The organism is Nocardia aegles (assembly GCF_052545135.1).
This window is the reverse complement of record NZ_JBQWRI010000008.1, coordinates 77,871-100,181: the sequence shown is the minus strand read 5'-3', so window position 1 is coordinate 100,181 and position 22,311 is coordinate 77,871. Positions and strand designations below refer to the sequence as shown.

Sequence of the window (22,311 nt, the reverse complement as noted above, 5' to 3'; positions counted from 1 at the left end):
TACACCGCATGGATCTTCAGCTGCGCAATGCCCGGGTTCTCGTCACCGGCGGAGGCTCCAACATCGGCCGCGGCATCGTGCACGGCTTCGCCCGCGAGGGCGCGCGCATCGTGATCAGCGACGTCGATGCCGAACAGGCGCAGAAGGTGCGTGCGGAGGCCATCGAACTCGGTGCCGCAGCCGTCGATGTGGCAGCCGGAGACCTCACGATCGACGGTGTCGCGCAGGAGGCCGTCGACCGCGCCGTCCGCGCCTGGGATGGACTCGATGTCCTGGTCAACAACGCCGGATGGAGTGTGCCGGGCTTCATCGCCGAAGACACCGACCGCGCCAAGTGGCAGCGCACCGTGGAGGTGAACCTGTACACCGCCATCGCGGCCACCCAGGCGGCGATCCCGGTGATGCGTGCGGCGGGGCGGGGCGCGATCGTGTTCATTGCCAGCGACGCCGCGTTCGGGCAGATCCGGCAGGGTATCTACGGGGCCACCAAGGCCGCGCTGATCGCATTGGCGCGCACCACCGCCCGGGAACACGGCAGGCACGGTATCCGCGCCAATGTCGTCTGCCCGGGCCTGGTCATTCCGGACGGGCCCGATGCCGTCGGCAAGGACAGCTTGTGGGCGGTCGGACAGGACGCGGTGTTCAACGATAAACAGATCGAGTTCCTGCGCAAAGACATTCCGCTGCGCAGGCTCACCGAGGCCGAGGACATCGCCAACGCCGTCGTGTGGGTGTCCTCCGAGACGGCCGCTCGACAGCTCACCGGTCAGGTCTTCTCGGTCAGCGGCGGCTACACGATGCCGTGACCCTCGGCTCGGCCGCGGGCGCACAGTCCGCGGATCGGCCGATCTCTTCACCACACTTCGGAGGAATTCATGCCAGAGGCATTCATAGTCGATGCCGTACGCACTCCCGTCGGGCGCCGCAAAGGCGGCTTCGCCGAGGCGCACCCCGCTGATATGGCCGCCCGCGTGATCGGCACCCTCGTCCAGCGCGGCGATTTCGACCCGGCCGCCATTGATGACGTGGTGCTGGGCTGCATCGACCAAATCGGCTCACAAGCCGGCGACATCGCCCGCACGGCGGCCTTGGCCGCGGGGCTGCCGGAAACCGTGCCCGGCGTGACGATCGACCGGCAATGCGGCTCGTCACAGCAGGCTGTCCACTTCGCCGCGATGGGAGTCCTCAGTGGCGCTCAGGACCTGGTCGTCGCGGGCGGGGTGCAGAAGATGACTCAGTACCCCATCCTGTCCGCCTTCACCGCCGGCGCGCAGGCATACGGCGGTCCGGAGGATCCCTGGACCGGCTGCAAGGGATGGGAAGCGCGATACACCACTGATATCTCGCAGTTCAAATCCGCGGAAATGATCGCCGAGAAGTGGGGCATCTCCCGTGAGGAGATGGAGGCTTTTGCGCTCGACAGCCACACCCGGGCCATCCAGGCGCGGGCCGAGGGCCGTTTCGACCGCGAGATCGTCACCTATGGCGAGGTCACCCAGGACGAAGGACCGCGCGACACCAGCCTGGAGAAGATGGCCACGCTGGATCCGCTGGTGCCGGGCGGCAGACTCACCGCCGCGGTCTCGAGCCAGGTATCCGACGGTGCTTCGGCCATGTTGATCGCCTCCGAGGCTGCCGTGCGGGCGCACGGCCTGACCCCACGCGCCCGCATCCACCACATCTCTGTGCGCGGCGCGGACCCGGTGATGATGTTGCACGCGCCGATTCCGGCGACGCAGTACGCATTGGGAAAGACCGGAATGAGCCTGGACGACATCGATCTGATCGAGGTGAACGAGGCATTCGCCTCCGTCGTCATCGCTTGGGAGCGAGACCTGAAAGCCGACCACACCAAGGTCAATGTCAACGGCGGCGCCATCGCGCTGGGCCATCCCATCGGCGCGACCGGCACCCGGCTCATGACCACCTTGCTGCACGAACTCGAACGAACCGGCGGCCGCTACGGCCTCCAGACCATGTGCGAAGGCGGCGGCCAGGCCAACGTCACCATCATCGAAAGGCTCTGACATGGACACCAGCGCCTTCGACCTGTCCCCCACCCAGGCCGACATCCAGGCCAGGGCCCGGGCCTTCGGCGAGAAGTGGGCGCCTCTGGCAACCCAGATCGACCGCGAGGACACCGCACCCATCGCCGACATGGTGCGCGACACCGTGGACATGGGCCTGGCCGGTATCACCATCCCCGCCGAGTACGGCGGTAAAGGACTGTCGGCCATCGAATTCGCGATCGCTGTGGAGTCCGCCTGCCGGGCCATGAAGTCGTGGATGGCCGGTGACATCCTGTTCGCCACCACCTGCACCGGGCCGTCGGTCATCATGATGTCGGACAACCGGCGAGCGCACGCGAAGTATCTGCCGCGTATCGCCTCCGGCGAACTCACTGCCTCGATCGCGTTGTCGGAACCGAACCACGGCTCGGCGGTGACAGATATCGAGACCACCGCGGTCGTCGACGGCGACGAAGTGGTCATCAACGGCAGCAAGCGGTTCATCACCGGCGCACCCGACTACGACCTGTACATCACCTTCGTACGTCTGAACAGCACGCCCGGTATGAAGGGCATCGGCGCGGTAGTGGTAGAGAAGGGCACACCTGGCTTCGCTCTGGCCGACGGGCCGGAATACATGGGTTCGCGCGGCTCCAAGCACGGCGACCTGACCTTCACCGACTGCCGCGTTCCAGTCGAGAACTTGCTCATGGGCGAGGGCTCCTTTCCCACGCTGATGCAGGCGTTCAACATGGAACGCCTCTACATCGCCGCGCTGTGTCTCGGCCTCGCGGAGGGCGCGTTCGACGAGGCGGTCGCCTACTCCGACGAACGCCATCAGTTCGGCCGTCCGGTCAACGAGTTCCAGGCCATCTACCATCTCGTAGCCGAGATGTGGACCCAGATCGAATCTGTTCGCTACCTCACGTATAAGGCGGCGATGACCGCCGAACGAGGTAAGTTCCCGAAGCCGCTGGATGTCTCGGTCGCCAAGTTGCACGCTGCCGACATGGGCCGCGACGTATGCTGGAAGGCCATGCAAATCCTCGGCGGCAATGGGCTGGTCACCGGCTTCCCGCCGGAACGGTGCTTCCGTGACGTCATCGTGTCGTCGATTGCGGGCGGCACGATGCAGGTGCTGAAGAACACGATCGCGGCTCAGGTCTTGGGTAAGAAACTCGACCAGCGCCGGTAACCGATGCGCAATGCCGAACCCCGGGCCGACAGATCTTCCGGTCGCAGGCCCGGGGTTTCGCTGTCGCGCATCACGCCGCGTGCGAGGCGTCCGATGGCCAAGCGCCCCACCGCGATGCCGACCGACGAGGGCGACACGAACTTGCCATCCGAACCGGGTGTCCCCGCTTGGTAGCGCAGGTCGGCCCACATCGCGCCGACGGCCGGCCGGATCGAGAAGAACCGATGAGACATGCTCGGGCGCATCCGCTTTCGGTCGGCCTGGTCACTTCTGAGCGATCGGAGCCATCCCGCCGACGTCGGTGACGAGCCAATTCTTCGCGCGGTCCATGGTTACGGTGTAAGCGGCGGTGGACTGCACACCGTCCGGCGCCTGCGCGTTCTTCGTCGTGACGTTCACGAATGCGACAACGGTATAGCTGTCACCGTTGTGCGACTTCACCTGCGCAGCGATCGGTTGCGCCGTCGAAGTCCAGCTCAGTGGGATTATCACCTGCTCCATCGACGTCGCCGCCTCGGACAGTTTCGCGCTCAGATCCGGCGACGTGTTCACGACGAGCTTCTTGTGCCATGCCGCGAGATCCTTGTAATCCATGGTGGCCGCGCCGGTCGCATAGGTGAGCGCGCTCTGTTCCGCCTGCTGCGCAGTTTGTGCCGCGCTCTTCAGATCCGCGAGATCACGATTCTTGTCCGCGAGCTGATATCCGAGGATGCCGGTCGCTGTCACCGAGGCCAGGATCACGACTCCCACTGCGGCACCGACGACCCGGCTACGCCGCCATACCGGATTACCGTTCACGGGTACCGTGTTTGCGGACTCTGTTCGTTTGCGTCCGTCTCGCCTCGGTTCCGCGGGCGACGACCAATCGGCGGAGCGGCCCCTTGTCGTTGCGTCGGCCTCGTCCGGCTCACCGTGGTCGGTAGCTTGAGATTTGCTTTCGGCCGGTGATGTGGGCATCTTTTGACCTCACCTTCTGGTCGTATTTCGATTCAGTTGGGCCGGGGCGCGCCAACTTTTACTACAAGTCCGTCGCCGGTTCCCGAAACCGACATCGCAATGTGGATCAGCTGCCCCAGATCGACCGTTTGCAGTTGCGACGTCGCGGCTGAGATCGCCGGCAACGCCGCATCGCCGATTACCTTGATGTTCGGGGCCGATTTGTCGAGGAAGCCTTGTAACCGTTCGAGGAACGGCCCGGCTCCGTCGGTCAATTCGGTCGGTAGATTGTCGGTTCGGACGAACTGAGTGCACCAGTCGAGGAAGACCTTGATCTGTTCGCCGAGATCCCGGACCGGATCCCCGGACGCAGCCAGCGACTCACTCAGGTCGGCTCCACGTATCAGCAACTCCTGGAGCTTGTCGAGCAATGCCGTGAACGGCGTGCGTGTCGACAGGATCGTCGTCTGCAGCAGAACCCCGGCGCGATTGAGGCTGGCGAGCACGTCCTGATCGACCACCAGCCCCTGATTCAACTCGGCGACGATCTGGCCGACTTTCTCGGTGCGCACCTGTTGGAGGACCTTGACCAGGCGTTGCGAGAGTTCGTCGAAGCTGGTGGGTACCGAGACCGACTGCGCGGTGAGGACCGCGCCCGCGGGTAGCCCCGGCCCCGAATCATTGCTCGGGGGAACCACATTCAGATATGCCTCACCCAGGGCCGACAGACTGTCGACCCGGAATTGGGATCGGACCGGGATGGTATAGGAATCCTTGTAGTTCCAACCGATGGTGACACCGGTCAGCGAGGTACGCACGTCGGTCACCCGTCCAATCGGCACACCCCGGTACAGAACTCGAGAGCCCACGACGAGTCCATTGCTGTGTGGGATCTTCAACTGCGCGGTGCGCACTCCTGTTTGGTCGGTGACCGGGAGTCCCACCGACACCATATATGCCAGCGACGCGGCGACGACCGTGATCATCGCTCCGATAGAAGTGATATTGCGCAGGTTCATCGAACTGCCCCTAGCATGCGCAGGATCATCTCCGCATCGGCGAGGATTTCATCGCCCGCCGGCGAGGTTGCGGAAACGATGGTGATATCGGGCCGACGGACGAACGGAAACAGGTTGTCGCTCAGAAATTTCTGCAGTAGCTCCTCGTTGCTGCCGACCGCATCGATACCGTCGCGCACAGTGGATATCGACCCATCGGCGGAGTGAAGTAGCGGCAGCAGCCAGTATCCGCCCTCGAATACGCTGCCGACACTGGGAAGAACCACCCCGACCTGCTCGAGCCCGAGCGAGAGCCGGCTCCAGTAGTGCATACCTTCGGCCGACAACATCGACCCGAGTTCGTCGGCCCGGCTGTTGATCGCCCGAGCCGTGGCATTCATCGCGTCGATCATCACGTCGACGCTCGTGGTGTGCGCGGCGACGTCGCGCGTGTCGACCGACACGATCGACGAGACGCGCTGAGTCTGTTCGAGGACCGGAAAGCTCTTGTTGATCAAGCGCATCGCTTCTTGCGCAGTCCGGATACTCCCCCCGTTGACGAAGTTCGCGAGGACGGCGAGCGTGTTCTCCAATGGCGGAGGCGATGTGGTCTGATTCAGCGGAAGGAGTTCGGTGCCGGCGCCGTGCGCGGTATCCGTGTCGGCCGGTCCGGACGACTGGATGGATACGAACGAGTCGCCGAGGACCGTAGCTTGGCGAATCGATGCGTGCGCGTCGGGGGCGATCGATATCTTCTTGTCGAAGCCGACGACGACGTCCGCGCTGGAGTCACTCAGTGTCACCGAGTCGACGTGCCCCACCTTGACGCCGTTCACAGTCACGTCGGCACCGTCCGTCAGGTTCAGAATGGTCGCGAACTGAATGGTCATTTTCTGACCCGAACCGGCGGACTGGACTTCGGTGGCCAGTGTGCCCGGATTCAGGGAACAGCCGGCCGCCACCGTGGCGGCCAACCCGCACAGCAACGGCGCCACCCGCCATCGGCGGTGCGCCACGTCTCGCCCGCCGTTCCTCATCGGACACCTCCGATCGCCAGGACCGCGTCGAGACGAACTACGATCGACGCCGGATCGTTCGGCGCCACATGACAACTCGCAGGGACGGCCTGATCGGCCACCGCGCACACCTGGGCCGGGTCACCCACCTGCAGGTGGATCATGGGCGGCGCGGCCTGCAATGCCGGGCCGTGTCCTGGCTGTGACACGAGCGTGGCGACAGAGGCCAGCGAGGGAAGAACATTCAGTCCGTTCTGCAACTCGGGAACGTGTGTCGCGGCGATATGGATCCCCTCGGCGACTACATCGGCGGCAGCCCAGAGTTCCCGTCCGTATCTGGTCTGCACATCGTTGATGGCCTCGATCAGCGGAATCAATCCCTCCACCATGTTGGACGCGCCGGGCCACAGTTTCGTGGTCGCGATGACGGATGCATCGGGAAGCTTGCCGACCACCGACTCGAGATCCGACCACTGATTCAAAACCGACGTCGTCAGCGGCGCCATGGACACGATGATCGTCTCGACATCGGCGATCAGTTTGTCCGAATCAGCAGCAGCCGTCGACGCGGTCCGAACCAGCGTCGCGGCCGACGGACCTACCCCTTGGACGCTTCGGGCCATGGCATCGACAGCTTCTTCGATGGTCTGCGAGTTACCCTGTGGAGCCAGCTGTTTGAGGAACTCAGCTGCCGAACCGGCGGCTTCGGAGATGCTCTTCGGCGTGTACGCGTTTTCGATTACGATGCAGTTCGCCGATGCCAGTTTCGCTGCCGACGGCTGCGCGGTGGCGACAAGTTCCAGCGATCTGTCGGCGAGTACGGATTTCGACCGGGTGACCGCCCGTACGTCCGCCGGGACCGAACGGCCCGGCTTCAGGGAGAAACCCACCCGGACAGCATCGGCCTGCGGCGTGATCGATGAGATCGTGCCGATGGGATACCCCATCTGAGTGACCTCGTTTCCCACGTACAGACCTATCGAGTCCGGAAGTATCGCGCAGTATCCTTCTGTGGCGCTCGACTTTTCCTCGCCGGAATCGATGCACACCGCGATTCCGCAAAAGATCGCGGCAATCACGACCGCTGCTCCCACCGAGGGGAGCACCTTCTTGCGACGTTGCATCAGCAAGCCCTTCCCGCGACCGGCAGGCAGATTGCCGAACCGTCGATCGTCTCGCCCGGTGCAACGTTGCCACCCGAGAATTGCGGTCCGACCAGATCCTTCAGCCGTTGCTGCAGCGGAGTGAGATTGTTGATCAGGTCGTCCATGCCGTCACGGAGTCGGCCGGCACCCGACCGTACGCGCTCGACCAACTGGGCGAGATCGGTTTCGTGGTTCACATAGAACTTCGACAGGGCGCCGATCCGGAGCAGAACCTGACCGAGTTGACTGAACGCTTCGGAAAATCCGGCTCGATAGGTGTGGTACGTCGACAGCACGACGTTGATTTTGTTTGCGAGCGTGAATACGAAATCGCGGCTCGCGTTGAAAGTGGACGAATACTCGCTGACCAAACCCAGGGTCGATTGCACTTGTTGTTTCTGTCGATCGAGTACCGTGGCCAACGTTTGCATCCCGGAAACGACATTCCGCAGCGCTTCCGGGTTCGCACCGAGACCACTGTTGATCTGCTCCAGAATTTTGTCGATGGGCACTCCGGTCACCTGCCCGGTCACCCGCGGAAGCTGCTGCAGTGTATCGGCGATGGTGTAGGGCATCGTCACGCGTTCGATGGGCACCGATACGTGGCCGGCGCGCCCCGCGCGACCGAGCGGCACGAGGGTGACGAAGTACCCTCCCACCGCGGTCAGCAGCCGAACCTCGACGCGTGTCCGATCACCCAGCTCGACCGACGATCCGACGGACAGACCCACCGTCACTTGCCTGCCGTCGAACCTCAAATCCTTGACCTTGCCCACCGACACGCCCGCGATTCGCACATCTTCTCCTCCGCGCAGCGACACGGCATCGTGCGTAGTAAACGTCACGGTCTGCTGATCGGGCGGCATGACATAGAAATATGTGGTGATCACCGTGACGATGGCGACCAGCCCCAGTGCCATGACCCCGACAACCGGCTCGCTGACTTCCCGGCGCTTCTTCCATTCCGCTATGCGTTGCATACGACCACACTGCTTCCGCCCAGCAGAACCCGCACTGTCGCGGGCAACTGCGCAGCTCCGTGGCTGCATTGCGCAGAGCCCAATTGCGGGGACGTCACCGGTGTCGCCAATCCCGTCATAATCGTGGGAAACAGACCCAGCGCCGACTGCAGATCGGCTACGGTCGGAAAGGCATCGTTCAGAATTTTGTCGACATCTGTCGACGGATCGATCCCCAAACCGGACAGGATGTGATTGAACGTACCCATCAGTGGAGGTCCGAACTTCGCTGCCTTGGGAAACTCGTCGAGCACGGTCATCGCCGAGTCGATCGGTCGTTCGATATCCCGCAGGAATTCGATGATCTGCGGCGACTTTCCGCCCAGAGTCTCGGCGATACGACTGAGGTTGGCCACGAGCGTCGAAATCACCGCGGCGCGGTCGGTGGTGTACCGGGACAGCTTGTCGACGCTGTCGAGCATCGGCGCGAGACCGCTACCATCACCTTGAACCAAGGTGAGTGCGTTCCGCATGAACTCGTTGATTTCATTGGGCTGCAATGTTTCCAGCGCGGGCTGCAAACCGTTGAACAGAGTCGTGATGTCGAATGACGGGACCGTATGGTCCAGTCCGATGTGCCGCGTGGGCGCTCCGCCGTCACCGTTACCGGTGATGTCGATGAACCGTACTCCGGACAGGTTCGCGTATTTGATCGCAAGTTTGCTTTCAACCGTCACCTTCTGGGTGTCGTTCACCGTGAAATCGACACGCGCAACGGAACTGTCGCCGGCCTGGTGAAGCTCGACCGCCTCCACCTTTCCGACTCGGACCCCGCGGATTCGTATGTCCGCATTGGGTCTCAGACCCGATGCGTCGCTGAAGTCGGCGCTGTACCGGACCGGACGTTCACCGGTGGGGTTCTTGATGGCGTTCTGAATGAGTACGAACAGCAGCGCGGCCACGACTCCCGCAGCGAGCAGACGCAACGCTGGACCGACCAGTCTGACCGGGATGTATTTCTTCACCTGGGCCTCGATTCCGATGGGGCACTGAATCCGACTACCGGTGTCTGCAGCACCGGCAGCAGATCGAGATCGAGCTCGACCTTCAGAGTCCGGGCCCCATCCGGGCCCGGGCCGAAAGCTCCGTCCAGGTTGCTGACCAGGGTGCGGAGCGTGACGGGGGTGAATACGCCCTCCCCCATCGCAGGAAGCAGATCCGCCGCGCTCTCGACGATCTGGACGGTCGATTCCAGATTCGATCTGTTGGAGGTCAGCAGACGGCCGACGAGGGTGAAGAACTGGTTGGCGATTGCTTCGAGAGCTTTCGCATACCGGTCCTGAATGTCGTCGCCCGCTGGACGGAGCTCACTGTTGTAGACGTGAAACCCCGCGTCGATCACTCCGAGAGTGAACGGAGGCAGCGCTCCGGCAATATCGTTGTACCGGTCGATGAGGTAGCCGGGCATCGATCGTTGTGTCCGTTCCACCGTCTCGGCGACGACCACCCCGGTGTGGACCAGTGGTTGCAGCGATGCGGAATAGTCCAACGACCGTCGGATGGCATCCATCATCGGTGGCAGTAGCGCACCGTTGACGAACTCGGAGCCGGTGTCGATCATCGTGCCCATCGTGTAATCACCGCCCGCGGGCCGCCAGATTCGCGCGCCGCTGAGCAAGACGGGTTGAGTGTCGTCGCCCGCGTCGACGATGTTGACGGCGCTGACCCCGAAGTAATTTTGTGGCCGGAAATCGAAACCGAAATTCTGCCGGAGCCCGGTGACACTGTTGTTGTCCAGATCGAGGGTCATCACCGCGCCCGAACGACCGATCGCCAGATCGTCGACACGACCCACCGGGACGCCGTTGAGAATGACGGGTGTCCCGGGCTGGACTCCGATACCGACGGCAGGGGTGTCGATGGTGAAAGTCAATCGACCCGGCCGCTGGTCGGGCAGCACTGTGCGCAGCGAAACGACCACCATGACTACGGCTACGACAGCAGCCACACTGCCCACCCCGACTCGGCGAAGCAGTCTGCTCTGCTCGGCTTCCGAGCCAATGAGAAATCCTGAATACACGATTCACCCCTTGAAGACCAGGTCGGGGTGCAGACCCCACAGGACAACGGTCATGGCGAGGTTGAGCACGATTGTCATCACCAGGCTCGCTCTGATCGCCCGCCCCGCTGCCCGGCCGACACCCTCGGGTCCGCCGCTGGCGAAGAAGCCGTAATAGCAGTGGATGATCGTGATGGCACCGCAGAACACGACCGCTTTCGTCAACGAGTAGGCGACCTCGACCGGGTCCAGGAACTGGCTGAAATAGTGGTCGTAGGTGCCGGCGGGGGCATTACGGACGGTCTTCACGAAAAGGCTGCAGGTAAGGAATCCGATTGCGAGGGACAGCAGGTAACCCGGGATGACGCACAGCATGCCCCCGATGAGACGTGTGCCGACCACAAACGGAATCGACCGGATACCCAATGTCTCGGTGGCGCCGATTTCTTCGGAGATCCGCATCGAGCCGATCTCTGCGGTCATCCGGCATCCGATCTGGGCGGCGAAACCGATCCCGGTCATGATCGGGCCGATCTCCCTGATATTGAAAAATGCCCCGATGACGCCGGTCAGTGGACCGAATCCGATCAAGTTCAGGCTGTTGTATGCCTCGATCGCCACGGATATGCCGATGGCGACGCCGAGAACCATGAGAAGGGAGATCACTCCGCCGTCGACGACGATCGACCCTCGTCCCCATGCCATGGAATTCATGGTCTTCATCGTCTGTTTCCGGTAGTGCCGACAAGTAATCGGAAGATAGAGGATCGTCTGCGCGGTGAACAGCACCCACCGGCCGGTCCCTTCGCTGACCTTTTGCAGGCCGCGGTTCGGCCCCCGGCCGAGCCGCGTGACCCAATTCTGATATGTGCTCGTCGTACCCACGGCTCAGCCCACTTGACCGGGGAAGAACATGGACTGGAGCTGCGTGGTGACCAGGTTGGTGATGAAGATCGCTACGAATCCCAGCACCACGGACGCGTTGACGGCGTCTGCGACGCCGCGTGGTCCGCCTTTGGCCCCCAGTCCTCGCAGGCTTGCGATCACGACCACGAGGACTCCGAAGATCATCGACTTCGCGATGGCAAAATAGAGATCCGTACTGGACGCGAAAGCGCCGAACGATTGCCAGAAACTACCCGGGATCACGCCGTTCACAGTGATCGCCAACGTGTATCCCGCTATCACTGCCGAGGCGACGATGACCACACAGAGAATGGGCGAGACGATCAAGATCGCGAGAAAGCGCGGTAGCACCAGACGCTGTACCGGATCGACTCCCATGACGCGCATGGCATCGATTTCTTCCCTGATCGACCGCGCGCCGAGATCGGCGGCGATCGCCGAGGCTGCCGCGCCACCCAGAAGCAATCCCGCCGCGATCGGCGCCCCCTGTTGAATCACCGCAATTCCGCTGGCCGCGCCGGCCAGCGACTTGGCGCCCACCTGGTTGACGATCGCGCCGACCTGTACCGAGATTTCCGTCCCGAAGGGGAGCGCGATCAAAATTGCCGGGAAAACGGTGACCGTCAGCAGGAACCACGCCTGCTGTAGCATCTCGAGAAGCGGCAATTTCAGCTGAACGGTCGAGGTGAACGCATATCTGACCACACCGCCGAACAGGAGAACTGCGCGGCCGAATGTCGCCATCGACTGCTTCGGAACGGTGTGCAGATAGTTGCCGACTCGGCGCCCGGCTACGGATAAACCGAAGCATGAAGGACCTCCCTGGAACCGCCGCGTACCGATTGATTCGGGGAGGATCGTCACAGGCCCGCCCCGTCCTCGGAAGACCGCTTCAGATGGCGCATCTCGGACAGCGGGTACTGCATCACAACCTCCACGAGCCTGATATTCGGAGCAGGGGGTGCACAGGAGTGGTCCGAACTTTTCGTCCGGCGCCTGCAAGAGTTGAGGGAGGACCGCGGCGACTGGATTTCGCGAACCCGAAGCTGCTCGCATTCACGATCCTGCCGATCCGATCGATGCCGTTGCTGCGCGGCCCCTGACGGGACTTGCGACGGGATGACATCCCCACCTCTTGCATGATGTATCTTATGTTATTGGTCAGGATGTGACAAGCATCTCTTACAGCATCAGTTGAGAGTTGCACCATAAATCGAACATACAGTATGATTTTTGCCGCCTTCCCCAACGGGCCACGTTCATCATTTGACCACTTCAGCGCCCTGGTCGTGGGCTTGCCGGAGAATGTGAACGACAAATACTCCAGATCTCAAGCCTGCTAGCCGCCGAGGAGTGTGGTCGACTTGCTGAACGCGATCGGGGGGATCCATAATCATTGATATGTTTACCTGGCGATACACCATGGGTTTGAGCCAGCCCTCGCAGCGGGGTCCGGCGCCGGGATCACGCGTCGGCCGCGCCTACGCGTCGGGTGTCGAGGACGCGGTCCGGCACCGGCATCGCGAGCATCATGATTTCTTCCGCAGAGTAGGAGCGTCCCGGGTGCGTCGGTCGTAGGTGTTCCTGTACGGCCGGCACCAGATCGTCATCCGCTGTGACGATCATGGTTCCACAAGGACAGTTCAGTTGATACGCCATTTCGGACCTCCTTACCGAGTTCCTTCTTCGTGTTGTCTAATAGCAAAAGAAACTGAACTTTCGTTCAGGCCGATGTGCGGCTCGACGATATTGCGGCAACCGAGGGAGGCCCCGATGGCAACGGTGAACCGGCAGGACTATTTCGATGCCGCGCTGGAGATGCTGGCAAAGTCGGGATATGGCAACCTGCGCCTCACCAGCTTGTGCAAGTCGCTCGGAGTGACGTCCGGTTCGTTCTACAACTGGTTCAAGGACTGGAATGACTTCGTCGCCCAGTTCCTCGAGTACTGGACGGCCGAGCAGACCGAGAATGTGGCAGACGAGGCAACGAGTCTCGTGGATCCACTTGCACGCTTGGACCACATGCGCAAGTTGGCGCGGGAAACGCCCCACGCGGCAGAGGTGGCCATGCGCGCCTGGAGTTCGACCGACCAGCGCGTCGCGGACGTGCAGGATCACGTCGACCAGTTGCGATTGGCATTGATCGAGCAGACGATGACCGATCTGAACATCTCGCAGCCGCTCGCGCACCGGCTGGCTCAGCTCGCGTTGAGCATTGTGATCGGTCACCAGCACCTGGATCCGGCCGAGTTGGACTGGTCGCTTGCCCAGTTCATCGCCTTGGTGCGGTTGCATGCGGGAGCGGAGGGCAACCCGTGACGGCGACGACGACAGCTCAGCTGGTCCAGGGCGACGACTTGACGTCGCCGGCGTGAGTCGCTCGATCCGCCGCGTCTCCGCTATGTCGATCGCGGCCTGCCAGTTGGTGCCCTTCGCGATCATCGCCGGCTACTTCATGGTGTCGGACCGGCCGTTGACCGTGAGAAACCGGCCGGTCGATCACCCAACCTGTACAGGGCGCGGCCGAAGGCGCGGTGGTTGCCCATGCTGTCGTCATATGCTCAGATCTCGGGCCGGGGAAAAAGGCCGGTCGCCAATGCCCCGGTGACTCCCCCGTCGACCGCGATCGCCTGTCCGTTGATCCATCCCGCCGCGTCGGATGCAAGGAACGCGATGACCTTGGCGATATCCGCGGGCGTGGCATGGCGGCCGACGAGATCCTTCACGCCGTCGAGAGTCTCTTTGCCCATCGTCTCCTCGAAGTCACCGAGAATCGGCGTCTCTACCGGCCCCGGGAGCACCGCATTGATTCGCACCCCCTGCGCCGCCAGCCCGATACCCATCATCATCGCGTATACCGTTGTGACCTCTTTGGAGAAGTTGTAGGCGTTGCCTCCCGGGGTGTGTTCGGCAAACCAGCGCCGGCCTTGGTCGAAAGTATCGGTCGACAACACCTCCTTGATCGCGTCCAGACGGTCCGGCCAGCCGAACCCGGCCGAAGAGGAGACGATGACCACAACTCCTCCCGAGAGCCTGCCCAGCATCGATTCGGTGAGATGACGAACGGCGAGGGCGTTGACCGCGAAAACCACGTCCCCCGGCGCGGTTCCCGGGATACCTGCCACATTCAGCAGGCCGTCGAAATGACCGTCCAGATGCGCGACCGCGGCGTCGATGCTCGATTCGTCCGCGAGATCGACCTCGATGTGCCGGGCGACTTCCACGCCCGGATCGCGACGGTCCAGGCTGTACACCTCGGCTCCGTTGTCGATCAACAGATCGGTCGTCGCGGCGCCGATGCCGGAGGCTGTGCCCGTGACGATAAATCGCTTTCCCTTGAAGCCGGACATTTCTTTCCTCACGTGTATAAAATTCAGCGCACCGTACAGGGCATCGATTTAACCGAACGAATGAGGCATCCGGTCAGATATTCCGGTTCCCCCACCCTGAGGTTCGGTGCACGATGCAACAACTGGTCGAAGATCTCGCGCAGCTGGATTTTGGCAACAAAGTTACCCATACAGAAGTGAGGTCCTCGACCGCCGAATCCGACGTGCGGATTGGGATTCCTCGTGATGTCGAAGCTGTGCGGGTCGTCGAACACTCTGGCATCGCGATTTCCAGAAGGATATACCAGAACCACCCAGTCCCCGGCTTTCAAGGACTGCCCGGCAAGCTCCGTGTCTTCGGTGACCGTTCGCCTGAAGGTCACCACCGGCGACGCGAAGCGCACAAATTCTTCGACTGCGGTCACAATCCGGCCGTCGTAGTCCGAAAGCAGCAAATCGCGTTGCGCGGGAAATTCTTGGAACGCTTTCATAGTCAGCGTCGTGGTATTCCGTGTCGTATCGTTGCCGGCCACGGAGAGCAGCACGAAGAATGCGGCTATCTCGTCGTCGGTGAGCTTCTGGCCGTCGACTTCGGCCTGTACGAGAGCGGACATGAGATCAGACTTGGGTGACGACCGCCGCCTAGCGGCGAAGCCCATCCCGATCATCAGAAGCTCGACCAACGCCTCGTTGAGCAACTCGAGCGGCGACCTCCCGCCCGCCACATCTTCATCGTTCCAAGCAACCATTTGCTCTGCGTAATAGGCCGCCTGCTCCCGATGCTCCTCCTCGAGACCCAACATCTCGTAAATTGTCCACATCGGCAAACGTTTGGATACCAGCTGGACGAAATCCCCACCGGGAACATCGAGCAAATCGTCGACTATGCGCCGGGCCTGATTCCTGATCTGCTCACGGATCTGTTCCACCCGTTTAGGTGTGAACGCGGAACTGATCACCTTTCGCAGGCGAGCATGCTTGGGATCGTCCATCCCCAGAAAGGACGATGCCGCTTCGAGAACGTCCTCGGGCAACTCCTCCATGGTCACGCCCTGCGCGGAGCTGAAAATCTCCGGTCTTCTGCTGATGTGATTGATCATCTCGTGCGAAGTGGCCACCCACATCCCAGCGACGTCGGGAATGGTCAGCCCACCTTGCAGTGGCGCATGCCACGACAAAGGGCGCTCGTTTCGCAGGATCTCGAAGGTCTTGTCACGTTCCTCCGCGGGCCGGGCCCAGAAATCCAGCCCGGAAATGTCCAAGGGGTCGTAAGGCCTCGGAGTCGCCGACTCGGCAGTCACGCATCCACCTCCTGATCAGCACCCTGCACAAGTTTGCGTTTCAAAATCTTTCCTGTCGGGGTCCGAGGGATTTCGTCGACGAATTCGATATCGCGCGGCACCTTGAAGCCGGCCACCCGTTCACGAGCGCACGCGAGGATGTCCTCGACCAACTCGCTGCTGGGTTCTACGCCGTCTTTGAGCTGAATGACGGCTTTCACGCGCTGGCCCATTTCCGCATCCGGGACACCGATGACCGCGACATCGAATATCTTGTCGTGCAACGTGAGGGCATTCTCGACTTCTTGTGGATATATGTTCACGCCGCCGGAGATGACGACGAAATCCTGACGTTCCGCCAGATACAGGTAGCCTTCGTCATCGAGATACCCCAAGTCACCCACGGTCGTCCACGTCGGGTGCTCAGGGTGGATCGCCTTGGCGGTCTTTTCCGGATCCCGATGGTATGAGAACGGCACGACATCACGCTCGAAGTAGATAGTGCCGATCTCACCAGCTGGCAACTCTGCTCCGGACTCGTCGCACGCATGCGCGGTTCCCAGCCCCCGCTTACCGACCGATCCCGGCCTTTCCAGCCATTCGTGGGTCGAAATCATATAGAGGCCGTGCTGTTCGCTGGCACTGTAATACTCGAACAGGATCGGGCCCCACCAGTCGATCATCGCCCGCTTCACCTCGGGCGGGCACGGCGCGGCAGCATGTACTGCCATCCGCAGCGACGAGAGGTCGTACCGGTGTCGTACCGACTCGTCGAGCTGAAGCATCCGGACAAGCATGGTCGGCACGAATTGAGCCAGAGTCACCTGGTACTTCTCGATGACCGCCAGCGCATTTTCCGCATCGAACTTCGGCATCTGCACGACGGTTCCGCCCAGAGCCTGGACGGCGGTGGCCCATTTGAGCGGAGCGGCATGGTAGGCGGGTGCCGGTTGCAGATAGATGTCGGTGTCGGCGATCTGGAAGAACTGCGCCATCATCGCGACGATCGGATCCCCGGGCTCGTCGACCTGAATGGATGGCAGCGCGGGGCGAATCCCCTTGGGACGTCCCGTTGTCCCCGACGAATAGAGCATGTCCGAACCGCGTGGCCGGTCGGTCGGTCTCGGCGCGCTGGTTTCGATCACATCCCGGTAGGGGACGTGGCCTTCCAGAGCGCCCCCCACGACCACGCGATGTTCGACAGCCGGGGTGAGCCCGGCGATCGCTACCGCGAGCTCCGCGAGCGCGGCCGATACGAACAGCGCTTGCGCCTGGCAGTCGTCGACAATGTAGGCGACCTCCGCCGGCGCGAGGTGCGAATTTATCGGCGTGATGTACAGCCCGGACCGCAATGCCGCCCAATAGATGGCGAAAACTTCGTTGATGTTGTCCGACAGCATCGCGATCGTATCGCCGCGTCGGAGTCCACGCGCGTACAGTTCCGCAGCGATGGCCGCCGACTGATCATCGAGCTCCCGGTAGGACATGGCCGTCCCGGAGTCGGACGCGATCACCGCGGGCTTGTCCGGGGTTTTCCGAGCAAAGATTCCTGGAAACATGGTCGGTACCGCCCTACACCAGCAGGTCGGTACGACCGTCGACTTCGAGGCGTTCGATGTATGTCGGCACCAACTTCTTCGTCAACGGCGCCATCGCGAGCAGCGAGGCGATATTGCCCGACACCTTGACCTTGCCCTTCGCCATGGCCAGGGGCAGATTCACTTTTCCCTGCCAATAGGCATTCCCCGTATCGGCACTCATCAGCATCTCGGCGACATCACCGTCGTCCGGGCCGACGGGACGGATCTCTCCGGCACCCAGATCGATGATCAAGCTGACATCCGGGTCGCTGTATGTGGTCCGTAGCCGTGCACCGGTCGCACGCAATTTCGGCCCCAGCTCGGGGTCGGCAAAGGCGTCTTCGAAGATCCCGCCCAGATATTTGACGACTTCGTCGGCGTCGGCAAAGCCCATGATCTTTATCTCCTCGCTTCAACCGAGTAGTCAGTAGCTCGCAGTCGTGAAGCCTCGCTGTGGTCGTCCACATACCCGAGGACTCAGGGGTGACCCACATCTCGGTGACCTACGTCTCTAACATAGCACTCATTATGTTCTATGTCACCAGCCATTCCGATGTCCCCAGCCAAGCAGCACCATCGGCAAGTATGCGGAAGCCTTTACACGGCAGCCTACGGCCCTGCCTTCTTCGCGCAGCGGAGTATAAATCGGCAGTTCAGAGCCCATTCCGTGCGAAAATGTGACTCGACTCCGAATGATGCCGATGCCGAGTCGGAACGGCCCCCTGCCGCGGATGGCTTCAGGGCAACCAGGCGAGCACGCCCACACCAGTGTGCAAATGATAACGACAATTATGTTTTGGACCGCTCGAGCCATAGACCATCCCCACAGCCCGAATGCTCGCCTCCGCACCGCCGAGTGCGCGGTCTTCCACCGCCCGTAGCGTTCGGGCAGGTCACGCCACGGTGCGCCGGTCCGCAGTTTCCACCGGATCGCGTTGATCACCTGCCGGGTGATCACGCCACCGCCGCCCACGACCGGATACCGGCAACATCGGCTCGATCCGAGCCCACGTTCGATCCGTCAACTCGTCACGACCGACCGCGATATACAGCGGGCCGTCGGTACCGACGGGCGGATTGTTCTCCGCGGCAGCGGAATACGCCGGCCGAGTCGCCTCCCTGCCGCACACGGCGATCGCATTGTCAGACGTCTGGTGAGGCGTCCCCGAGGGTGCGCGCGAGGTTGGTCCAGAGCACCGCGCGGACCATGGACACCAGCTCTCCAGCGATTGCCGGCCGTTCGTGGAGATGGCCGATCCTGACCACGTCGTTGACGACGGCTCGTGCCGCATGTACGAGGATCACGCGCTCGGCGTCCGTGAGATCTGGTCGCTGCTCGCCGAGCGCCTCGACCCACGCGCCGACGTCGGCGGCGAGGGTGTTTCGGATACCCCTTCCCGCATCCCTCGGGAGGTTCACGGCCTCGAGGACATACACGCCGAACAGCAGTCGTTCGCGGACGCCGAGATCGACGTAGATAGCGACGAGGTCGTCCAAGGTTGCGACTCCTGCCGCATCGCGTGCCACCGACAATGAGGCGCTGGCGCGGCTGAAGGCCTCGACGAGTAGATCGGCCTTCGAGGGAAAGTGGTACAGGATACTTGGGCCCGCCATCCCGGCCGCTGCGCCGATGTCGTCGAGACTCACTGCGGCGTAACCGTGTTCGTGGAACAGGCGGATCGCAGTCGCGAGCACCTCCTCCCGCCGCAATTGCTGGGCCGAGTCGCCGCGCGCGACCTCGGTGACAGGAAGTTCCCATTGCCCACCGTTGGATATCGGTCTCTCGGCGGCCGGTGGCACGGGACAGGGGCGCGGAGGCCACTCGATCCGTGACAGGGCGGCTGCTGCGGCGTGGAGGACCCGCCGCCGTTCCGCTCTCGAACTGCTTGCCGGATAAACCGATTGGCTCGAATAGACCGCCAGCACGGCCGTGACGAGCAGAGTCGAGTCCTCCGGCGGCAAGTCCGGCCGGACCGCGCCGAGTTCGCGGCGCAGTTCCGCGGTCAAGGAAGCGAACCGGGTCTCCAGTGGTTGCCGATCGGCCTGCGACAGATGGCGCATTTCCCGCTGCAGCAGAGTCCACAGGTCGCGGCGCTCGGCTGCTGCGGTCGCCAGCCGCCCGAGCCGGTCGTCCCATGACGCATCGGGTGTGCCGGCGACGGTCGCCTCCACCAACGTCAGACCGCTGTCTATAGCGCCTGCGAGCAGAGTCTGTTTGTTGCGGAAGTGCCGATATACGGCTGGTGCCGTCACTCCGACATCGGCGGCCACCGCAGCGAGGGTTACCCGATGGAAGCCGAGACGGTGGAACTGCTTTGCCGCCGCAATGGCGAGCTGCTCTCGCCGCGCCGCCGCGCTCATCCGATTCCGGGGGCGCGCAACCTCCTCCGTATCTACGACATCGGTTGCTTCTCGGGTCACATTGTCCGCCTCTGCTTCCTGCAGCCGCTCGGCTTGTCCTCGCATGCATCTTTCCCGCGCCGAGTATGAGAGACAACTCTACCAGCCCTTGCCTAGTGAATATTAACTAGATTACAGTCCGACATATGGCGAGCGTTGGACTCGCCACACCCGAGTAGGAGGCACCCATCGATGCCGGGTCTCCACGGTGCTCGACTCGGCGCGCTGTCGGGCGTCAGGGGTCCTGCGTTCGGCCGGCGACACTGATGGCGGCTCGATCGGCGGCGTCCTCCATGGCATCAATCAATACAGCAGCGGCCCAGCGGAATTCGTGCAACGGGCACGAGAGCTCGCATGCCGGTACGGGTCGCGCTTCGAACCGCCGGCGTCGTTGACCGCCCTGGCGGAGAACGACGGTGGTTACCGATGAGCACGGAGAGCTATCCCATGAACGACACGACTATCTGGAAGCAGCCGGGCAAGCCCCTTGCGGGGCGCACCGTGCTGATGTCGGGAGGCAGCCGCGGCATCGGGCTGGCGATCGCCACCCGCACCGCGCAGGACGGCGCCAATGTGGTCATCCTCGCCAAGACCGACACCCCTGACCCTCGATTGTCGGGCACGGTGCACACCGCGGTCGAACACATCGAAGCGGCGGGAGGCCGAGGCCTGGCAGTCGTCGGCGACGTTCGTCATGAAGCGGACGTCACCCGAGCGGTAGACGCCGCGATCGACACATTCGGCGGTATCGACATCCTGGTCAACAACGCATCCGCCATTATGTTGGCCCCGCTGGGGAAGGTGCCGCCGAAGCGCTACGACCTGATGCAGGACATCAACGCGCGCGGCACATTCCTGATGATCAGCGCCGCCCTTCCGCACCTGCACCGGTCCAGTGACCCGCAGGTTCTGACCCTGTCGCCGCCGATCAACCTGGCCCCGTATTGGCTGGGTGCACATGCTCCCTACACCCTCAGCAAGTACGCGATGACCCTGCTGACCGCCGGTCTTGCGGCGCAGGATCATCCGGTCCCGTTCTCCGCGAACTGTTTGTGGCCCAGGACAACCATCGCTACCGACGCGGTACAGAACATCGTCGGCGGAGACGCCGCCATGGCAGTGTCGCGCAAACCGCAGATCATGGCCGACGCCGCGTACGCGATCCTGACCCGTCCCGCTGGAGCGGTGACCGGTCAGACCCTGATCGACGACGAGGTGCTCACGGCGACCGGAGTGAGCGATCTTGCGCCCTACCGCTACGGCGACTCCACCGAGTCCCAGCTCAAAATCGACCTCTTCCTCGACGGGGCCGAAGAATGACCGACCACCCCCCTCGGGCCGTCTATACCGGCGATCACGAGCAGTTCCGCCGCACTGTCCAAGGTTTCATCAAGACTGTGGTCGCACCGAACGACGCGAAATGGGAGACCGCCGGCATCGTCGACCGCGCCCTGTTCACCGGGGCCGGTCGGCTTGGTCTGCTCATGCACGCCACGCCCGAGCAGTACGGCGGAGCGGGCATCGACGACTGGCGATTCTCGGCCGTGGTCGACGAAGAGTTCGCCCGCGCTGGCTTCGCCTCTGCCGGATTGTCTTTGGCACTGCAGAACGACGTGGTCGGGCCCTATCTGCTCGACCTCACCAATGACGACCAGAAGCAGCGCTGGCTGCCCGGACTCGTCTCGGGAGAGCTCATCGGCGCGATCGCGATGACCGAGCCCGGCGCAGGCAGCGACCTTTCCGGCATTGCGTCGAGCGCTGTCCGCGAGGGCGACACCTACATCGTCAACGGCGCGAAGACGTTCATCTCCAACGGCCAAAACGCCGATCTGGTGGTCGTGGCGGTCCGAACCGCACCGGACCGGCATCGCGGACTCACCCTGCTCGTCGTCGAACGCGGGATGCCCGGATTCGAACGCGGCCGCAACCTCGACAAACTCGGGATGCACGGCCAGGACACCAGCGAACTACATTTCGACAACGTCCGCGTCCCCGTGGCCAATCGTCTGGGCGAAGCGGGCCAGGGATTTTTCTACCTGGTCCGCAACCTCCCACAGGAGCGGCTGTCGCTGGCCGTGACCGCGGTCGCCGCAGCCGAGGGTGTCCTCGGTCGCACACTGGACTACGTCACCGAGCGACGCGCCTTCGGTCGACCGATCGGGACCTTCCAGCACAACCGGTTTCTGCTCGCAGAGCTGCAGACCGAGATCGATATCGCCCGGATATTCGTCGACCACTGCGTAGACCTGCACACCCGCAAGGAGCTCACCGCGGTACAGGCGGCGAAAGCCAAGTACTGGTGTACCGAACTGCAGGTCAGAGTCGCAGACCGGTGCCTGCAGCTGCACGGCGGATACGGCTACATGCGCGAGTACCCGATCTGCCGGTCGTTCGCTGACGCCCGGATCCAGACCATCTACGGCGGTACCAGCGAGATCATGAAGGAGATCATCGGCAAGGACATGGGCCTGTGAGCGGCCCGGTGAGTGCAGCACGATC

Annotated in this window: 24 protein-coding genes; 7 read left to right on the top strand and 17 right to left on the bottom strand. The window is 62.9% G+C overall.

Annotated elements, in window-relative coordinates; translation table 11 throughout:
• The first annotated feature begins 8 nt into the window (after positions 1 to 8).
• The 3 genes from ACT89H_RS21785 (at position 9) to ACT89H_RS21775 (ending at position 3,204) form a co-directional block, all read left to right on the top strand.
• Positions 9 to 806 carry an SDR family NAD(P)-dependent oxidoreductase gene (locus tag ACT89H_RS21785; protein ID WP_445110484.1) on the top strand — a complete coding sequence of 266 codons (798 nt, stop codon included), beginning with the start codon at positions 9 to 11 and terminating at the stop codon, positions 804 to 806.
• Between the two features lie 69 nt (positions 807 to 875).
• Entirely contained in the window at positions 876 to 2,027 is a 1,152-nt protein-coding gene (locus ACT89H_RS21780) for an acetyl-CoA C-acetyltransferase (RefSeq protein WP_445110483.1), read from the top strand.
• Position 2,028: 1 nt separating this feature from the next.
• Positions 2,029 to 3,204 (top strand): acyl-CoA dehydrogenase family protein, encoded by a 1,176-nt coding sequence (locus tag ACT89H_RS21775; protein ID WP_445110482.1) that lies wholly within the window; start codon positions 2,029 to 2,031, stop codon positions 3,202 to 3,204.
• On the opposite strand, the gene ACT89H_RS21770 is transcribed toward ACT89H_RS21775, so the two are convergent.
• The 11 genes from ACT89H_RS21770 to ACT89H_RS21720 form a co-directional block, all read right to left on the bottom strand.
• Positions 3,168 to 3,437 (bottom strand): hypothetical protein, encoded by a 270-nt coding sequence (locus ACT89H_RS21770; RefSeq protein ID WP_445110481.1) that lies wholly within the window; start codon positions 3,435 to 3,437, stop codon positions 3,168 to 3,170. The genes ACT89H_RS21775 and ACT89H_RS21770 overlap by 37 nt on opposite strands.
• 31 nt (positions 3,438 to 3,468) lie before the next feature.
• Positions 3,469 to 3,954, bottom strand: a complete 486-nt coding sequence (locus ACT89H_RS21765; RefSeq protein ID WP_445110480.1) for a hypothetical protein — start codon at positions 3,952 to 3,954, stop codon at positions 3,469 to 3,471.
• A 239-nt stretch (positions 3,955 to 4,193) separates the two neighbouring features.
• Complete coding sequence (locus ACT89H_RS21760; RefSeq protein WP_445110479.1) at positions 4,194 to 5,126, bottom strand: MlaD family protein; 933 nt, start codon at positions 5,124 to 5,126, stop codon at positions 4,194 to 4,196.
• Positions 5,127 to 5,155: 29 nt separating this feature from the next.
• Positions 5,156 to 6,175: an MlaD family protein gene (locus ACT89H_RS21755; protein ID WP_445110478.1), complete on the bottom strand. Its 1,020-nt coding sequence runs from the start codon at positions 6,173 to 6,175 to the stop codon at positions 5,156 to 5,158.
• Positions 6,172 to 7,278: an MlaD family protein gene (locus tag ACT89H_RS21750; protein WP_445110477.1), complete on the bottom strand. Its 1,107-nt coding sequence runs from the start codon at positions 7,276 to 7,278 to the stop codon at positions 6,172 to 6,174. The genes ACT89H_RS21755 and ACT89H_RS21750 overlap by 4 nt, the downstream gene beginning before the upstream one ends.
• Complete coding sequence (locus ACT89H_RS21745; protein WP_445110476.1) at positions 7,278 to 8,279, bottom strand: MlaD family protein; 1,002 nt, start codon at positions 8,277 to 8,279, stop codon at positions 7,278 to 7,280. The genes ACT89H_RS21750 and ACT89H_RS21745 overlap by 1 nt, the downstream gene beginning before the upstream one ends.
• Positions 8,267 to 9,283 (bottom strand): MlaD family protein, encoded by a 1,017-nt coding sequence (locus ACT89H_RS21740; RefSeq protein WP_445110475.1) that lies wholly within the window; start codon positions 9,281 to 9,283, stop codon positions 8,267 to 8,269. The genes ACT89H_RS21745 and ACT89H_RS21740 overlap by 13 nt, the downstream gene beginning before the upstream one ends.
• Positions 9,280 to 10,266, bottom strand: coding sequence for an MlaD family protein (locus ACT89H_RS21735; protein WP_445110474.1), 987 nt, complete (start codon positions 10,264 to 10,266; stop codon positions 9,280 to 9,282). The genes ACT89H_RS21740 and ACT89H_RS21735 overlap by 4 nt, the downstream gene beginning before the upstream one ends.
• Positions 10,267 to 10,341: 75 nt before the next feature.
• On the bottom strand, positions 10,342 to 11,202 hold the full coding sequence (locus ACT89H_RS21730) for an ABC transporter permease (RefSeq protein WP_445110473.1): 861 nt from the start codon (positions 11,200 to 11,202) through the stop codon (positions 10,342 to 10,344).
• Between the two features lie 3 nt (positions 11,203 to 11,205).
• Positions 11,206 to 12,087, bottom strand: coding sequence for an MlaE family ABC transporter permease (locus tag ACT89H_RS21725; RefSeq protein ID WP_445110472.1), 882 nt, complete (start codon positions 12,085 to 12,087; stop codon positions 11,206 to 11,208).
• A 600-nt stretch (positions 12,088 to 12,687) separates the two neighbouring features.
• Entirely contained in the window at positions 12,688 to 12,882 is a 195-nt protein-coding gene (locus ACT89H_RS21720; RefSeq protein ID WP_445110471.1) for a hypothetical protein, read from the bottom strand.
• A gap of 114 nt (positions 12,883 to 12,996) precedes the next feature.
• On the opposite strand from ACT89H_RS21720, the gene ACT89H_RS21715 reads away from it, so the two are divergent.
• Positions 12,997 to 13,542, top strand: coding sequence for a TetR/AcrR family transcriptional regulator (locus tag ACT89H_RS21715; protein ID WP_445110470.1), 546 nt, complete (start codon positions 12,997 to 12,999; stop codon positions 13,540 to 13,542).
• Positions 13,543 to 13,784: 242 nt separating this feature from the next.
• Here ACT89H_RS21715 and ACT89H_RS21710 read toward each other — a convergent pair whose 3' ends face one another.
• From ACT89H_RS21710 to ACT89H_RS21685, 6 genes are all read right to left on the bottom strand, one after another.
• Complete coding sequence (locus ACT89H_RS21710; RefSeq protein WP_445110469.1) at positions 13,785 to 14,573, bottom strand: coniferyl-alcohol dehydrogenase; 789 nt, start codon at positions 14,571 to 14,573, stop codon at positions 13,785 to 13,787.
• 23 nt (positions 14,574 to 14,596) lie between these two features.
• Positions 14,597 to 15,853: a cytochrome P450 gene (locus ACT89H_RS21705; protein ID WP_445110468.1), complete on the bottom strand. Its 1,257-nt coding sequence runs from the start codon at positions 15,851 to 15,853 to the stop codon at positions 14,597 to 14,599.
• Positions 15,850 to 17,391, bottom strand: coding sequence for an acyl-CoA synthetase (locus ACT89H_RS21700; protein WP_445110467.1), 1,542 nt, complete (start codon positions 17,389 to 17,391; stop codon positions 15,850 to 15,852). Before ACT89H_RS21700 ends, ACT89H_RS21705 begins: the two co-directional genes overlap by 4 nt.
• Before the next feature lie 13 nt (positions 17,392 to 17,404).
• Positions 17,405 to 17,806 carry an SCP2 sterol-binding domain-containing protein gene (locus ACT89H_RS21695; RefSeq protein WP_445110466.1) on the bottom strand — a complete coding sequence of 134 codons (402 nt, stop codon included), beginning with the start codon at positions 17,804 to 17,806 and terminating at the stop codon, positions 17,405 to 17,407.
• 144 nt (positions 17,807 to 17,950) lie between these two features.
• Positions 17,951 to 18,355: a transposase gene (locus ACT89H_RS21690; RefSeq protein WP_445110651.1), complete on the bottom strand. Its 405-nt coding sequence runs from the start codon at positions 18,353 to 18,355 to the stop codon at positions 17,951 to 17,953.
• Positions 18,356 to 18,555: 200 nt separating this feature from the next.
• Positions 18,556 to 19,683 (bottom strand): TetR/AcrR family transcriptional regulator, encoded by a 1,128-nt coding sequence (locus tag ACT89H_RS21685; RefSeq protein WP_445110465.1) that lies wholly within the window; start codon positions 19,681 to 19,683, stop codon positions 18,556 to 18,558.
• A gap of 18 nt (positions 19,684 to 19,701) precedes the next feature.
• Here ACT89H_RS21685 and ACT89H_RS21680 point away from each other — a divergent pair, with 18 nt between their 5' ends.
• From ACT89H_RS21680 to ACT89H_RS21670, 3 genes are all read left to right on the top strand, one after another.
• Entirely contained in the window at positions 19,702 to 19,902 is a 201-nt protein-coding gene (locus tag ACT89H_RS21680) for a hypothetical protein (RefSeq protein WP_445110464.1), read from the top strand.
• A gap of 357 nt (positions 19,903 to 20,259) precedes the next feature.
• Positions 20,260 to 21,132 carry an SDR family oxidoreductase gene (locus tag ACT89H_RS21675; RefSeq protein WP_445110463.1) on the top strand — a complete coding sequence of 291 codons (873 nt, stop codon included), beginning with the start codon at positions 20,260 to 20,262 and terminating at the stop codon, positions 21,130 to 21,132.
• On the top strand, positions 21,129 to 22,286 hold the full coding sequence (locus tag ACT89H_RS21670) for an acyl-CoA dehydrogenase family protein (RefSeq protein ID WP_445110462.1): 1,158 nt from the start codon (positions 21,129 to 21,131) through the stop codon (positions 22,284 to 22,286). Before ACT89H_RS21675 ends, ACT89H_RS21670 begins: the two co-directional genes overlap by 4 nt.
• The last annotated feature ends 25 nt before the right edge of the window (positions 22,287 to 22,311 follow it).